The sequence below is a fragment of the Pseudomonas sp. HMSC067G02 genome, assembly GCF_001813485.1.
Classification (GTDB): domain Bacteria; phylum Pseudomonadota; class Gammaproteobacteria; order Pseudomonadales; family Pseudomonadaceae; genus Pseudomonas; species Pseudomonas aeruginosa.
This window is the reverse complement of the sequence record NZ_KV812666.1, coordinates 50,427-63,882: the sequence shown is the minus strand read 5'-3', so window position 1 is coordinate 63,882 and position 13,456 is coordinate 50,427. Positions and strand designations below refer to the sequence as shown.

Below are 13,456 nucleotides of genomic sequence, written 5' to 3'. Positions count from 1 at the left end.
CCAGGGAGAAGGCCATGGCGAAGTAGACGTAGCCCTTCGGCACATGGACTTCGAAGGCTTCGGCGATCAACACCGTGCCGACCACGATGAGGAACGACAGGGCGAGCATCTTCAGCGACGGGTGCTTGTCGATGAAGTCGCTGATGGCGCCGGCGCAGAGCATCATCACCAGTACCGCGACGATGATCGCCGCGACCATCACCGGCACGTGGGAGACCATACCGACGGCGGTGATCACCGAGTCCAGGGAAAAGACGATGTCGATGATCGCGATCTGGATGATGGTGCCGATGAAGCCGCCCGCCGAACCCTTCGGTTCCTCGCCGCTTTCTTCCTCGCCTTCCAGGCCCTGGTAGATCTCCGAGCTGCTTTTCCAGAGCAGGAACAGGCCGCCGAAGAACAGGATCAGGTCGCGTCCGGAGATGCCTTGGCCGAACAGGTGGAAGAGGTCGGCGGTCAGGCGCATGACCCAGGTGATCGACAGCAACAGCAGGATCCGCGTCACCATCGCCAGGGCCAGGCCGAAGAAGCGGGTGCGTGGCTGCAGGTGCTTCGGCATGCGCCCGACCAGGATCGAGATCATGATGATGTTGTCGATGCCGAGGACGATCTCCAGGGCGGTCAGGGTGAAGAACGCAATCCAGATTTCCGGGCTGGTCAGCCATTCCATGAAGCGGTCACTCGTCTCGGTCAGTTACTGAACAGGGGGAACAGGCCCAGCAGCAGGGCCATGGCGAGGATTGCCAGGCACACCAGCACGGCCCATTTCAGGGTGAAGCGCTGATGGTCGCCGAAGTCGATCTTGGCCAGCCCCACCAGCAGGTAGGTGGAGGGCACCAGCGGGCTGAGCAGGTGCACCGGCTGGCCGACGATCGAGGCGCGGGCCATTTCCACCGGGGTGATGCCGTATTCGGCGGCGGCCTGGGTGAGGATCGGCAGGACGCCGTAGTAGAAGGCGTCGTTGGACATGAAGAAGGTGAACGGCATGCTCACCAGCGCGGTGATGGTCGCCAGGTATGGGCCCAGCGCCGGCGGGATCACCGCCAGCAGGCTCTTGGACATGGCGTCGACCATCCCGGTGCCGGAGAGGATGCCGGTGAACACCCCGGCGGCGAAGATCAGCGAGACCACCGCGAGAATGTTCTCGGCGTGTGCGCCGATGCGCTTCTTCTGCTCCTGGATGCACGGGTAGTTGACGATCATGGCGATGCCGAAGGCGATCATGAACAGCACCGGCATCGGCAGCAGGCCGGCGATCAGGGTCGCCATCAGGACCACGGTGAGAATGGCGTTGAACCACAGCAGCCTGGGCCGGCGCGCCTCCGGATACTGCGACACGCTGATCTCCGCCAGGTCCTCGTGGTCGGTGGGCAGGTGCAGCTCGCCGAGGCGGGCGCGCTCGCGCTTGCCGTAGATCCAGGCGATGGCGAAGATCGCCAGCAGCCCGGCGATCATCGCCGGGATCATCGGCACGAAGATATCCGCCGGGTCGACGTGCAGGGCGCTCGCCGCGCGGGCGGTGGGGCCACCCCAGGGGGTCATGTTGAGCACGCCGCTGGAGAGCATGATCAGGCAGGCCATCACCAGCGGGCTCATGCCCAGGCGGCTGTACAACGGCAGTACGGCGGCCACGCAGATCATGTAGGTGGTCGAGCCGTCGCCGTCGAGGGAGACGATCATCGCCAGCGCCGCGGTGCCCAGCGAGACCTTCAGCGGGTCGCCCTTGACCAGCCGGAGGATCTTGCGCACCGCCGGGTCGAACAGCCCGGAGTCGATCATGATGGCGAAGTAGAGGATCGCGAACATCAGCATCACGCCGGTCGGCGCCAGGGTGCGGATGCCGTCGAGCATCATCGGGCCGAGGCCGGCGGCGAAACCGCCGATCAGGGCGAAGGCGATCGGGACCAGGATCAGCGCGATCAGCGCGGACAGGCGCTTGGTCATGATCAGGAACATGAAGGTCGCCACCATGGCGAAGGCGAGCAGGGTCAGCATGGATTCACTCCGGGGAAGACGGCGGACGGGCGTGCGGCGTGCGGTCAGCAGGCGGCGGGCGGGAGGCGTCGCGCGGACGGAGTGCGGCTGTAGGCGTGTGCGGAACGGGGCATGGCAATCACCATTGTTGTTTTTGTACGGGTAAGCGGGCGTCTCATGGACGCGCCGTCGTGACCGGTCTTCTGCCGGTGGTGGGCGGATGCTACGGCGGGAAGCTTTCAGGCAGCTTTCGCTGGATAACGGCGGGAAACGTGCGGGTAATTTCGGATATGTGGTCGATCAGGGCTGCCGCGCGAGGAGCGCCGCGGCCAGTTGCAGGTCGCTGTACCCGGCGTATTCCGGGGCCTGGCGCAGGACCTGCAAGGCCGCCTGGAGGTACGCGCCACGGATCGCACCGTCGCTGGCGACGAAGCTGGCGGCGTCGTCCCGCGCCTGGACGAGCTTGTCGCCCTCGTCAGCGCTGGACTCCTGTGCGCTGACGGTGCTGCCGATGAACGGGCCGACGGTGGTGACGGCCGCCCAGAAGAAGGTGGCGGCGCCGGGTTCGTCGTCGAATTCGGGAAACACCTTGATGAAACCGAAGGCCGGTTGGCAGAGCAGGCAGAGCGCCGTGAGGGCGGCGGCCACGCGTCCTGTCGTCATGGGCTTCCTTGCAGCACGAGGAGTACGCCGACCAGGGTGGCGCCGGAAAGCAGCGTTTGCAAGGTGATGATGCCCGCCATCAGGTGGCCGTCGCCGCCCAGTTGGCGGGTCAGCACATAGGCGGTGGGCGCCGTCGGCAGGGCGAAGAACAGCACCAGCACGGCGCTTTCCATGCTCGGCAGGCCCAGCCCGCGAGCGATGGCGAAGGCCAGCAGGGGCATCGCCAGCAGCCGCGCCGCGCAGTTCCAGCCAAGGGCCGCGACTTCGCCGCCGAGTTCCTGGGGTTTCAGCGCCGCGCCGACGCACAGCAGGCCCAGCGGCAGGCTGGCCACCGCCAGCAGGTTGAGCAGGCGATCGCTGCCGCCGGGCAGGCCGACGCCGGCCAGGTTGACCAGTGCGCCGGCGAGGCAGGCGAGGATCAGCGGGTTCTTCAGGATCGGCAGCAGCAGCGCGCGCAGGCTGATGCCGCGCTCGGCGGTCAGCGCCCAGACCGACATCACGTTCACCGTCGGCACCATCAGCGCCAGCATCAGCGCGGCCAGGGTCAGGCCCGGCTTGCCGTACAGGCTGCCGACCGCGGCCAGGCCGAGATAGGTGTTGAAGCGCAATACGCCCTGGGCGATGGCGCCGAAGCGCCCGGCGTCCCAGCCGCGCCAGCGCTTGCAGAGCAGCAGGGCGAGCCAGGCGACGCCGAGCCCGAGCAGTACGGCCAGGGCTTGGCGGGCCAGGCCGGGGTCGTCCAGCGGCGCGGTCGCCAGGTTGCTGAACAGCAGCGCGGGAAACAGGATGAAGTAGTTCAGGCGTTCTGCGGCAGGCCAGAAGGCTTCGCCGGGAAAGTCCCAGCGGCGCAGGGCGTAACCGCCGACGATGAGGGCGAACAGCGGCCAGAGGGAGTAGAGCAGAGCGGTCACGGGCACCCCCGGATAGTGGAATCCGCTCATCTTGCGAGGTGGCTGCGGCACAGGGCAAGTCCGGCTTATGCTGGCACTCCCGCGAGGAGGATTCGCCATGCCCGAGACCCATACCGGCGGTTGCCATTGCGGCTATCTGCGCTACGCCGTCGCCGCGCCGCTGGACGATGTCGCTCACTGCCACTGCTCGATCTGCCGGCGCACCACCGGCGGCATCGTCACCACCTGGGCCACGGTGCCGCGCGCGGCGTTCCGCTGGCTGGCGGGCGAAGCGGCGGAATATGCCTCGTCGGCCAGCTGCACGCGCTACTTCTGCCCGCGTTGCGGGGCCAACCTGGCGTTGTTCACCCGGCTCAGCGCCGATACCCTGGACTTCACCGTGGCCAGCCTCGACCATCCCGAGCGCGCCCCCGCCAACCGGCACCTCTGGGTCGGCAGCCGCCTGCCATGGCTACACCTCGACCCGCAGTTGCCCGAAGAGGACGAGGAGTTCATCGCCGGAGCGGACGCCCCGTGAGCGAAGACCGGAGCTGGCACCTGTAGGGCGAATAACGCAGAGCGTTATCCGCCGTCTGCGAGGCGCTGGAAGAGCGCCCGGGACGCGTCCTGCAGGCGCCTCCCTCAGGGCAGCATCAGCCCGCCGGCCGCCTTGTGCAGCTCGCGCAGGTGCGCGCCGACCTCCTTGATGTTGGCCTCGTTGGCTTCCAGCTCGGCGCGGCGCTCGGGATCGAGCAGGGCGCGGACCTCGCGGTCGAGGTCGTCGCTGAGCCGGCGCAGGCGCGCCTGGCGTTCGCGGGTCTGCTCTTCCAGGTGCTTCCACTCGGTGGCCTGCGGCAGGCCGTAGCCGCCCTCCAGGAGTTCCGCCGGACGACTGAGGAAGCCGCTGTCGTCGAGGATCTGCTGGAAGGTCTTGCCGGCCACTTCCAGGCGCTGGTCGCCGGCCGGCTTGTCCAGATGGCCGAGGTACAGGCGCTTCAACTCGTCCTGGGCGAGCAGCAGCTGGCGCCGCAGCGAGGCCTGCTCGAGCAGCAGCAGCGCGGCGCTGGCGCGCAGGTCGGCCTTGGCGAACCAGGGCTGGCGCTCCCTGGCCGGCAGCGCCAGCCAGTCCTCGACCTTGTCCTGGGGAATGTGCAGGCGCTGCTTGAGCACATCGAACATCGCCTGGTAGCGGTCGCGGAAGGAGTCGAAGCGGTAGCCCAGGCGCAGGGCTTCCTTGGGGTCGTCGAGCACGCTGGGATCGGCCAGCTTGCGGTTCTCCAGCATCTCGAGCACGCCGTAGGGGGTGATGCTGTCCAGGCTTTGCAGCGGTCGCCGTGGGATGCCGCTGCGCAGCAGCTTGAGGGTTTCCACCGCGCAATTGTTGGAGATGAAGTAGTACTGACCGTCGTAGCTCCAGTGACTCTGCGCGGCGCGCTCGACCAGGCTGGCGACCTCCTCGCGGTCCAGCTTCAGCGGCACCGAGGCGAGGCTGCGCAGCTCGACCTTGGTGTATTCCTCGATCACCTGCGACAGCGGCAGGACGAACAGGCGCGACGGATAGGCGCCGGTCAGGCCGTCCCAGCTGGACAATTGCAGGTCGCCGACGAAGGCGCGGTAGGACAGCACCAGATGCTGGTCGAGGTCCAGCCGGCAGTCCGGCCCACGCGGCCGGCCGGGGGCGCAGATCACCAGGCGGAGCATGGTGTGGCCCCAGCGGCTGACCAGGTTGTCGTTGGCCTCGGCCAGCAGGTAGTCGACCTCGTAGACCCGCTCGGGGTCGAGCTGGCCCAGCGGCTGCTGGCCGAAGTCGCGGCCGGCGTTGAGGTAGGCGAAGCTCTGCGCACAGGCGCTGTGTTCCGGCGCCCAGCCGAAGCGTTGCTGGTAGTAGCGGTAGAGCGCCGGGCGGCGGCAGGCGTAGCTGGGATCGAGAAGGAAGTACTCCATGTTCACCGCGACGAACTCGCGCGGATTGCTCAGCTCGTAGACGTCCGGGCTGCGCAGTACGAAGCCATTGTGCGCCTCGCGCCGCCCGCGCTGGCCGGCGCGCTGCGGCCAGCCGGCGAGATCGAGCAGGCGCGGGTCGTCGGAGAGCGTGAAGCGGCGCCCGCTCTGCCCGCGGCAATCGGTGGGCTGGGCGATCCGGCCGAGGGTTTCTTCCTGGCGCGTGCAGCGGCGGATCTCGCGTTTTTCCTCCGCCGACCACAGGCGCGCGCGATCGTAGACGTGGGTCAGCTCGTGCAGCAGGGTCGCCAGCAGCTCGCGCCGCTCGGTGCCGTGCACGCGCCCGGTCTGGCGGCTGGCGGCGCTGCCGTCGGTGAGATCGGACAGGTACTTGCGGTTCAGCGCGATGCGCTGCGGACCACGGGCCTGGCCCATGCCGTTGGCGGGCAGGTCGTCGCGCCACTCGACCTCGATCTCGCGGTCCAGGCGTTCGCGGAAGGCCGGCGGCAGCTTGTCCGCGGCTTCGTCCAAGAGTTGCTGGCTGGCCTCGCGCTGCGCAGGGTCCAGCTCAGGCGCGTCGAGTTTCAGGCGCAGGGCCGCCGTCGCGTTGCCGGCTCCGCAGAGGGCCAGCGCCAGCAGCCAGGCGCAGGCCTTCCTCACAGGGCGAGAATGGCTTCGGCAAGTACCTGGTCGGAGGCTTCGCGGGCTTCCGGCAGACGGCTGCGCAGGGTCCGCATCGCGGCTTCCAGCTGGGCGCCGCGAATGGCGCCGTCGCTGGCGACGAAACTGGCGGCGTCGTCGCGCGCCTCGGTGACCACTTTCATGTCGCGCACGGAAGTGGTGGTGTCGGAAGTGAAGTCGATGCTGCGGTCGAGGGCGCGGACGATGATATTGCTGGTCGCGACCACCGAGCGTGCTTCCGCGGCCGTGGCGCAGAGCGCCAGCAGCAGGGCGGCGAACAGGGGGCTATGACGCATGGAGCTACGGCGCATGGAGGTTCTCCGGAACGGTGGTGATCGCCTATTGGGCAAGAATTGCTTCGGCCAGTTCCTGATCGCTGGCCGCCAGCTCGGGGTGCGCGACACGCAGCCAGCGCAATGCCGCTTCCAGGCGCGCACCGCGGATGCTGCCATCGCTGGCGACGAAGCTGGCCGCATCGCCCCGGGCATCGCGTAACAATTTGTTCTCGAACGGCGTGCTGGTCAGCTTGCTGGTGACGTAAAGAGACTTCGCGGTGAACGCCGTCGTGGTATCGAAGGCGTGCGCAGCGGGCGCCAGCAGGCAACAGAAGAACAACGAGAACCGGTAACGCATGGGGTTGAGCGGAATAGGACTGGAACAGCCGCCAAGGCTAACGGAATGTGCGGCGCGGAGCCAGTGTGGCCGGTCGGCCGGGTCATCGCCGCAGCCGGGCGGCTGCGGCGGCGGGGCGGGCGACTCAGATGGTCAGGATCGCCTGGGCCAGTTGCATGTCGTTGGCGGCCAGGCTCGGCAGCTTGCCACGGATGTGGCGCAGTGCGGCTTCCAGGTGCGAGCCGCGGATGTCGCCCTGGCTGGCGACGAAGCTGGCGGCGTCGTCGCGCGCTTCGAGGACGATCTTGTCGTCGCGGAAGGAATTGGTGATGTCCGAAGTGGCATTGGAGGTCATGCCGGTAGCGCGGACCAGGGTATCCGTGGTGACCACGAAGCTGCTGGCGAACGCGCTGGAGGCGCAGGCGAGCAGGGCAGCGGCACCGATCAGGCGCAGACGTTTCATGTGAGTTGCTCCGAACGAAGTCAGCGTAGACGGCCGCATCCGCGCGGCCGTGTCAACGCTGAGACTAACCAACTGTGCGCCACGTCACCAGCGGCTCAGCGCCAGAAAGGTTTCGAAATCTCTACGTAGCGTTCGCTCGGGCTGATCGCCAGGTCGGCGAGGTCGTGTTCGGACATTTGCGCAAGATGCTTGCGCGATCGAGCGTTTTGTCGCCAGGAATTCAATTTTTCCAGCAGGGCGGCGAGATGTGGATGGGCAGCCGGGAGACCGCTGGAACTCCCGGCGTGCGGGTGCGGGGATGTCCTCATCGTGCGTTCCTTCCCATCCCGGGGATGGGGGCGGGGTGTGGAACCTCATGATGCGCCGGGACCGCTGGCTTGCTCAGGGGCAACCACGCGGGAGTTGGACGGAACAGTTCGGTGGCCCCGGCAACTGTTCCGCCCGGCTGTAGCGGAACTGTTCCGGTGGCTCTACGCCTGGGCGGGCTTGCGCGCGATGATCACCTGGCTCTTGGCGACCACGGCGTCCAGGGCCTGCTTGATGGCCGGGCCGCGCGGCGAGTCGAGCAGCGCCTGCCAGGTCCTGGCCCAGTGTTCGAGGAGAGGATGGTCGGGATTGCCGAAATCGACCTTGGCCTCCCAGAACAGCAGCATCCACAGCGACCAGTAGAAGCCGTAGCGGCTGTGGCTGAGGATTTCCAGCCCGGCTTCGCGCACCAGTGCGGCGAACTGCTCCTCGCCGAGCACGCGGATGTGGTTGGGCTTGCGGAAGTATTCGTCGGCGGCGAAGTCTTTCTGCAGGTCTTCCGACGTGGGATGCGGCACGCTGAGCAGATAGAGTGCGCCGGGCTGGCCGACCCGTACCAGCTCGGCGAGGAACTGCCGCGGATCGTCGACGTGCTCGATGACCTCGGTGGAGACCACCCGGGTGGCCGTGGCGTCAGCCAGGGGCAGCGGGTCGCAGTCGCTGACCAGGCATTCCAGTTCGCGGGCCGGGGTATCGGCCAGGCGCTCGCGGGTCCTGGCGATCTTTTCCGCGTCGATGTCGGCGATGATGATGCGAGCGCCGCGCATGGCGCAGAAATGAACGTTGCCGCCGTCGCCGCACCCCACGTCGAGCACGGTGTCCTTGGCGGAAATCGGAAAGCCGCTGAACAGCTCGTCGGTCTCCTGGTTGAACCAGCCGCTGAGCACCGCGTCGCGCAACCCGAGCATGTACGGGTCGACCGGCGCAGGGGCGAGTGGCGCGGCGACGGGCTCGGTGGCGGGGCTGGGCGGCGAGACGATCTTCTTGAGGAAGTTCAGCATGAGGTGGCTCCGGAAGTGGTGGCGACGCGGCGGGCGGCGCTCAGGCGCTTGACCAGGCGGGAGCCCAGGTCGCGGCAGGGGCTCTCGACGAAGCGGTAGTTGAGCTCGCTGAGTACGACGATCAGGACCAGGCTGGTGCCGAGCAGCGACAGGGGCCGCTCGCCGGCGTCCCAGCCCAGGCGGAAGCAGAGTTCGCGACTGAGATAGAACGCCGGGATGTGGATCAGGTAGATCGCATAGGAGCGCGCGCCGACCCAGACCAGCAAGCGCTTCAGCGGCCCGTTGGAGAGCAGGTAGTCGCGGTCGTAGGAGGCTATCCACACCAGCAGTCCGCACAATAGCGCGATGGCGCCGATCCGCACGGCGACCAGGCTGTACGCTTCGCTGGCCAGCACGCCCAGGGCCGCGGCCACGGCGACCAGCAGCAACGGCCCGCTCCAGGCGCGGCCCAGCAGGGTGGGGTTCCAGCGGGCATAGCCAGGCTGCAGGGAGGCGAGGGCGAGCAGTACGCCGATGGCCAGGGCGTCAGTGCGCAATACCATCAGCAGCGGCGTGCGCAGGCTGAAGAACTGGACCAGCACCAGCGCCAGCAGGGCCCAGCCCAGGTAGCGACGCAGGCAGAGGATCAGCAGCGGCAGCAGGAGGTAGAACTGTTCCTCCAGGGAAAGGCTCCAGTAGACGAAGCTGGCACCGTATTCGTAGCGGTAGAAACTGTCGGCGAAGCGGAAGTTGGCGACCTGGAGGAAACCGGCGAGGCTCGCCGCGAGGTTGGCCGACAGGCTGCCGAAGGCTCCGGAGCGGTTCAGCAGCAGGCAACAGGCCAGGATCAGCGCCAGCCACAGCCAGGCCGAGGGCAACAGGCGGAAGGCGCGGCGGATCCAGAAGTACCGCGCCTGTTCCCAGAATGCCTGGCGTGTGGGCGCCTCGCGCAGTTGCGGGATGAGGGTGCGGGCGATGACGAAGCCGGAGATGGCGAAGAACAGGTCCACGCCCCACCAGAACTGGACGCGCTGGTTGATGCCGTCCAGCAGTGCCGGGGAGCCGCTGAACAGGTTGCCGTGCAGATGGTGGAATACCACGCCGAGCACGGCCAGCCCGCGCAACAGTTCGATGTCGAGGATGCGTTTGCCGCTCATGTCCGCGACGATCCGGGGTCGAGCGGCTTGCGCGCGATGATCACCTGGCTCTTGGGCATGAAATGGTCGAGCAGGTGCTTGATCTCCAGACCGTCGGGACGGGCCAGGAGGTTTTCCCAGAGCCGTGCCCAGTCTTCCATCAGCGCCGGGTAGGGCGGCTGGATACGGTCGCGGACGGCGCCGCCGAGCTCACGGCCGGCGGCCCGTTCGCTGGCCCAGAAGAAGATCATGCCCATCACCCAGAAGAAGCCGCTGGCCTGGCGGTGCTCGATGACCAGCCCGGCGTCCTGCACCAGGCGCGCGAAGTCGTCGCGGGAGAAGATGTGGATGTGGTTGGGCGCCCGGAAGTAGTCGGCCGGGGCGATGCCCTGCTGCAGGTGTTCGCCGACCGGGTCCGGCACGCTCAGCAGGTACTGCGCGCCAGGGCGTCCGAGACGCACGAGTTCGTCCATCACCCGCGCTGGGTTGGCCACGTGTTCGAGCACTTCCATGCACACCAGCTTGTCGGCGCAGGCGTCGCGCAGCGGCAGCGGATCGCTGTCGCTGACCAGGCCGGTGAAGGGCCGCCGGGCCACCGCCTCGACCTGCTGCGCCAGGCTCCGCACCTTGTCTTCCTCGCTGTCGGTGAAGATCACCGAAGCGCCCTGGCGGGCGGCGAAGAGGGTGGCGACGCCTTCGCCGCAGCCGAGATCGAGCAGGGTGTCCTGGGCGCCGATGGCGAAGCCGGCGAGCAGTTCGCCGGTTTCGCTGCGGAACCAGCCATCCAGCACCGCATCGCGCAGACCGCACATGCGTGGCGACACCGGTTCGCTCGCCGCAGCGGGACGGGAACGCCAGCGTTGGAGCAGGGCGCGGATCATGCCGGGATGCTTTGCAAGGCGGCGGGGTCGCCTTGTGCCGCTTCGTCGAGGAAGCGACGCAGGCGCTCCACGGCCAGCTTGCGGCTGCAGAAGCGTTCGAGGCTGGCGCTGGCATGCGCGGACATGCGTGCGTAGCGCTCCGGCTCCTGGCGAGCGACCTCGAAACTGGCCCGGTAGGCCCGGCACAGCGACTCCCAGTCGGTGATGTAGCGCAGCGTGCGGTAGGCCGCACGCGGGTCGTGGGGCCAGGCGGTGGCTTCTTCCGAGGAGTCGACGATGAAGGCGTTGTCGGCGTCGATGTAGTCGATCATCGCGGTATTGCGCGGAGCCACGGCCGGCTTGCCGCTGGACATGAATTCCATCAGCGGCAGGCATTGGCCTTCGCCGTAGGAGGTGTTCACCACGTAGCTGGTGGCCTCGACCAGCCGCTCGTAGTCCGGGTCGGCGAGGTAGCCGTGGATCAGCACGATGCGGCAGCGGTAGGACTGGTTCTTGTACAGGTGGTGAAGCATGTCGGCCAGCGCTTCGCCGACGTTGTGGTGGGTCAGTTTCAGCACCAGGGTGGCGTCGGGCTCGTCGCGGAAGGTGGCGCAGAACGCGCTGATCATGTCCTGCCAGTTCTTGCGCCCGTCGTAGGGGTTGAACACCGAGGTGTAGATGACCCCGTCGAGGCTCAGCTCGACCTTTTTCGCCGCGCGGTCCGGCAGGGCCAGGATCTCCGCCGACGGCTCGGGGTCGGCATGGACGGCCAGGTCCAACTGGCGGCTGTCCACCAGCAGGCCGTCCAGGTGCAGGCGCACATCCCGGGCTTCGGGACGGCCCGCCTGCTGCGAGGCGCGGTTGGCGAAGCGATCCCAGACCGGCGCCGGCACGCTCAGTACCGGGTAGTCGCGACCCATGGCGGCGCGCACCACGTCGACCGTGAAGCTGGAATGGGTGATGGCCCGTCCGCTGTGGCGCAGCACGTGTCGCCAGTCGTGGCGCGGTTCGTCGTGCCAGGTTTCGCTGGGCAGGGTGCTGAACTCCCAGGCGAACACCGGGATGGTTGGGCAGGCATGGTGGATCGGCGTGCGATGGGGCGGCGAGAAGGAGAGGAAGACGCAGGGTTCGCCGCGCTTGCGGCAGTCGTGGTAGAGGCGGTCCACCAGTTCGTCGGGATCGCTGACTTCGACCACCTGGCCGATCTCTTCCAGCAGCGGACGGAATTCCTTGAGGACGAAGTAATAGCTGTACTCCGGGCGCCCGAGGTTCTGCCGGATGGTGGTCTTGTTGGTCTCGGAGTGGATGATGATCAGCATGGAACGTTGCCTGTGGCGGTGGCCGCCAGTTCGACGCCGGGCGCAGGGGTTGCCTTGCGAGCGGAAAGGAAGGGTTCCAGGCGCTGGCGGACCACGTCGCCGGCGCAGTAGCCGCGCATGCGTTGGTTGGCCGCGGTGGACAGCTGCCGATAGCGCTCCGGCTGTTCCCGGGCCACCCGGTAGCTCTCCAGGTAGGCCTCCTTCAGGGACTCCCAGCTCGGCCGGTAGCGCCGGGTGCTGTACAACCGGCGCGAATCCTGCGGCCAGGCCGCGGGCTCCTGGCTGGAGCGGACCACGAAGCCCACCTGGGCGTCCATGTAGTCGGCCATCGCCGAATGGTCCGGAGCGATCGCCGGGGTGCCGCAGGACATGAACTCCATCAGCGGCAGGCACAGGCCCTCGCAGCGCGAGGCGTTCACGTAGTAGCTGGCGGCTCCGTACAGACGGGCGTACTCCGCGGCGTCGAGATAGCCGTGCAGGGCGATGACCCGGCAGGCGAACGGCGACAGTTGGGAAAGCAGGGTGAGCAGTTCGACGTGGTAGGTCGTCAGGTCGCTCTGGGTCATCTTCAGCACCAGCGTGGCATCGCTGGTGTCGCGGAATGCCCAGCAGAAGGCGGTGATCAGGTGATGCCAGTTCTTGCGCCCGTCCAGCGGATTGAACACCGAGACGTAGACCACCCCGTCCACGACGACCTGCTGGTGCTGGTCGACGTCCGGCAGCAGCGCCGGCGGATGCTCGGGCTCGGCGGGCGGCATCGGCTCGGTGGCCTGGGGCAATGGCTCCGGCAGCGTTTCCAGCGCCGTTGGCGGGTGCGGCAGCGGCTGGCGCAGGTGACGGAACAGCCAGCGGCGTACCGGCATGGGTACCAGGTCGCTGACAGCTTCCCGGTACCACAGCAGCAGGTAGTGCTTGCTGATGACCAGTCGGCGCCTCCAGTCGAGAGGAACCGGCTCTGGCTCTGGTTCTGGCTCAGGGACCGGTTCGGGCTCGGGCTCGGCGGGCGTCTCGGGGAGGACCTCGAGGATCTCGTCCTCGGTCTCTTCCCTGATCGGTGCGATGAGGCCGTCGGCGGAAAGGCCCAGCAGGCGGCTGTCGATGACGCAGCCCTTGAGTTGCAGGGTCTCGCCGGACTTGACCGGATTCCGTTCGCCTTGCTGGCGGATCGCGGCGAACTCCTCCCAGATCGGCGTAGGCAGCGCCAGCACCGGAAAATCTTCGCCCAGCACCCGGCGAACCGCGTGGGCAGTCTGCTCGGAGAGGGTGATGGCTGCGCCATGGCCGGCCAGGACCTGGCTCCAGTCCTGCGCCGGATCGCCGTCCCACGCCACGTCGGGAATCGACTCGAACTCCCAGGCGACCACGCACAGCATCGGGCATTGCAGGCCCCGCGCCGCCTTGTGCGGCGGGGTGAAGGAGAGGAACAGGCAGTCTTCGCCCTGTTCATGCAGTTGCCGATAGAGCGGGTCGACTTCGTCCGTGCTCTGTACCAGGTGGACCTGTCCCAGCGATTCGAGGATTGGCCGGTAGGCCTTGAGGACGAAGTAGTAGCTGTATTCGGGGCGACCGAGGTTGTGGCCGATCGAGCGCTCGTTGATATCCGAGTAAAGGATGAAATTCATGGCATCTCG

The 13,456-nt window shown here is 67.7% G+C and carries 15 protein-coding genes; 1 reads left to right on the top strand and 14 read right to left on the bottom strand.

Annotated features, from left to right (window positions below; translation table 11 throughout):
- The 4 genes from HMPREF2914_RS12585 to HMPREF2914_RS12570 form a co-directional block, all read right to left on the bottom strand.
- Window positions 1–670: TerC family protein (locus HMPREF2914_RS12585; RefSeq protein ID WP_070702822.1), on the bottom strand; the 670-nt coding region annotated here is incomplete at its 3' end.
- Between the two features lie 20 nt (window positions 671–690).
- Window positions 691–1,995, bottom strand: coding sequence for a CitMHS family transporter (locus HMPREF2914_RS12580; protein WP_003142123.1), 1,305 nt, complete (start codon window positions 1,993–1,995; stop codon window positions 691–693).
- 279 nt (window positions 1,996–2,274) lie between these two features.
- On the bottom strand, window positions 2,275–2,637 hold the full coding sequence (locus HMPREF2914_RS12575; RefSeq protein ID WP_003102543.1) for a DUF2388 domain-containing protein: 363 nt from the start codon (window positions 2,635–2,637) through the stop codon (window positions 2,275–2,277).
- On the bottom strand, window positions 2,634–3,578 hold the full coding sequence (locus tag HMPREF2914_RS12570) for an AEC family transporter (protein WP_003096914.1): 945 nt from the start codon (window positions 3,576–3,578) through the stop codon (window positions 2,634–2,636). The genes HMPREF2914_RS12575 and HMPREF2914_RS12570 overlap by 4 nt, the downstream gene beginning before the upstream one ends.
- A 67-nt stretch (window positions 3,579–3,645) precedes the next feature.
- Between HMPREF2914_RS12570 and HMPREF2914_RS12565 the strand changes: the two genes are divergently transcribed.
- Window positions 3,646–4,065: a GFA family protein gene (locus tag HMPREF2914_RS12565; protein WP_023092793.1), complete on the top strand. Its 420-nt coding sequence runs from the start codon at window positions 3,646–3,648 to the stop codon at window positions 4,063–4,065.
- 104 nt (window positions 4,066–4,169) lie between these two features.
- Here HMPREF2914_RS12565 and HMPREF2914_RS12560 read toward each other — a convergent pair whose 3' ends face one another.
- From HMPREF2914_RS12560 to HMPREF2914_RS12515, 10 genes are all read right to left on the bottom strand, one after another.
- Window positions 4,170–6,128, bottom strand: a complete 1,959-nt coding sequence (locus tag HMPREF2914_RS12560; RefSeq protein WP_023092792.1) for a DUF7844 domain-containing protein — start codon at window positions 6,126–6,128, stop codon at window positions 4,170–4,172.
- Window positions 6,125–6,445, bottom strand: a complete 321-nt coding sequence (locus HMPREF2914_RS12555; RefSeq protein WP_003114112.1) for a DUF2388 domain-containing protein — start codon at window positions 6,443–6,445, stop codon at window positions 6,125–6,127. The genes HMPREF2914_RS12560 and HMPREF2914_RS12555 overlap by 4 nt, the downstream gene beginning before the upstream one ends.
- A gap of 43 nt (window positions 6,446–6,488) precedes the next feature.
- Window positions 6,489–6,782: a DUF2388 domain-containing protein gene (locus HMPREF2914_RS12550; protein WP_003110362.1), complete on the bottom strand. Its 294-nt coding sequence runs from the start codon at window positions 6,780–6,782 to the stop codon at window positions 6,489–6,491.
- Between the two features lie 124 nt (window positions 6,783–6,906).
- Window positions 6,907–7,224: a DUF2388 domain-containing protein gene (locus HMPREF2914_RS12545; RefSeq protein WP_003096907.1), complete on the bottom strand. Its 318-nt coding sequence runs from the start codon at window positions 7,222–7,224 to the stop codon at window positions 6,907–6,909.
- A 95-nt stretch (window positions 7,225–7,319) separates the two neighbouring features.
- Window positions 7,320–7,532 (bottom strand): DUF1127 domain-containing protein, encoded by a 213-nt coding sequence (locus HMPREF2914_RS12540; protein WP_003096905.1) that lies wholly within the window; start codon window positions 7,530–7,532, stop codon window positions 7,320–7,322.
- A 162-nt stretch (window positions 7,533–7,694) separates the two neighbouring features.
- Window positions 7,695–8,531: a class I SAM-dependent methyltransferase gene (locus HMPREF2914_RS12535; protein WP_023092791.1), complete on the bottom strand. Its 837-nt coding sequence runs from the start codon at window positions 8,529–8,531 to the stop codon at window positions 7,695–7,697.
- A complete protein-coding gene (locus HMPREF2914_RS12530) occupies window positions 8,525–9,667 on the bottom strand; it encodes an acyltransferase family protein (RefSeq protein ID WP_004351842.1) in 1,143 nt (380 codons plus the stop codon). Before HMPREF2914_RS12530 ends, HMPREF2914_RS12535 begins: the two co-directional genes overlap by 7 nt.
- Window positions 9,664–10,527 carry a class I SAM-dependent methyltransferase gene (locus HMPREF2914_RS12525; protein ID WP_009316023.1) on the bottom strand — a complete coding sequence of 288 codons (864 nt, stop codon included), beginning with the start codon at window positions 10,525–10,527 and terminating at the stop codon, window positions 9,664–9,666. The genes HMPREF2914_RS12530 and HMPREF2914_RS12525 overlap by 4 nt, the downstream gene beginning before the upstream one ends.
- Window positions 10,524–11,825 carry a glycosyltransferase gene (locus HMPREF2914_RS12520; protein WP_023092790.1) on the bottom strand — a complete coding sequence of 434 codons (1,302 nt, stop codon included), beginning with the start codon at window positions 11,823–11,825 and terminating at the stop codon, window positions 10,524–10,526. The genes HMPREF2914_RS12525 and HMPREF2914_RS12520 overlap by 4 nt, the downstream gene beginning before the upstream one ends.
- Window positions 11,819–13,447 carry a glycosyltransferase gene (locus HMPREF2914_RS12515; RefSeq protein ID WP_023092789.1) on the bottom strand — a complete coding sequence of 543 codons (1,629 nt, stop codon included), beginning with the start codon at window positions 13,445–13,447 and terminating at the stop codon, window positions 11,819–11,821. The genes HMPREF2914_RS12520 and HMPREF2914_RS12515 overlap by 7 nt, the downstream gene beginning before the upstream one ends.
- Between the last annotated feature and the right edge of the window lie 9 nt (window positions 13,448–13,456).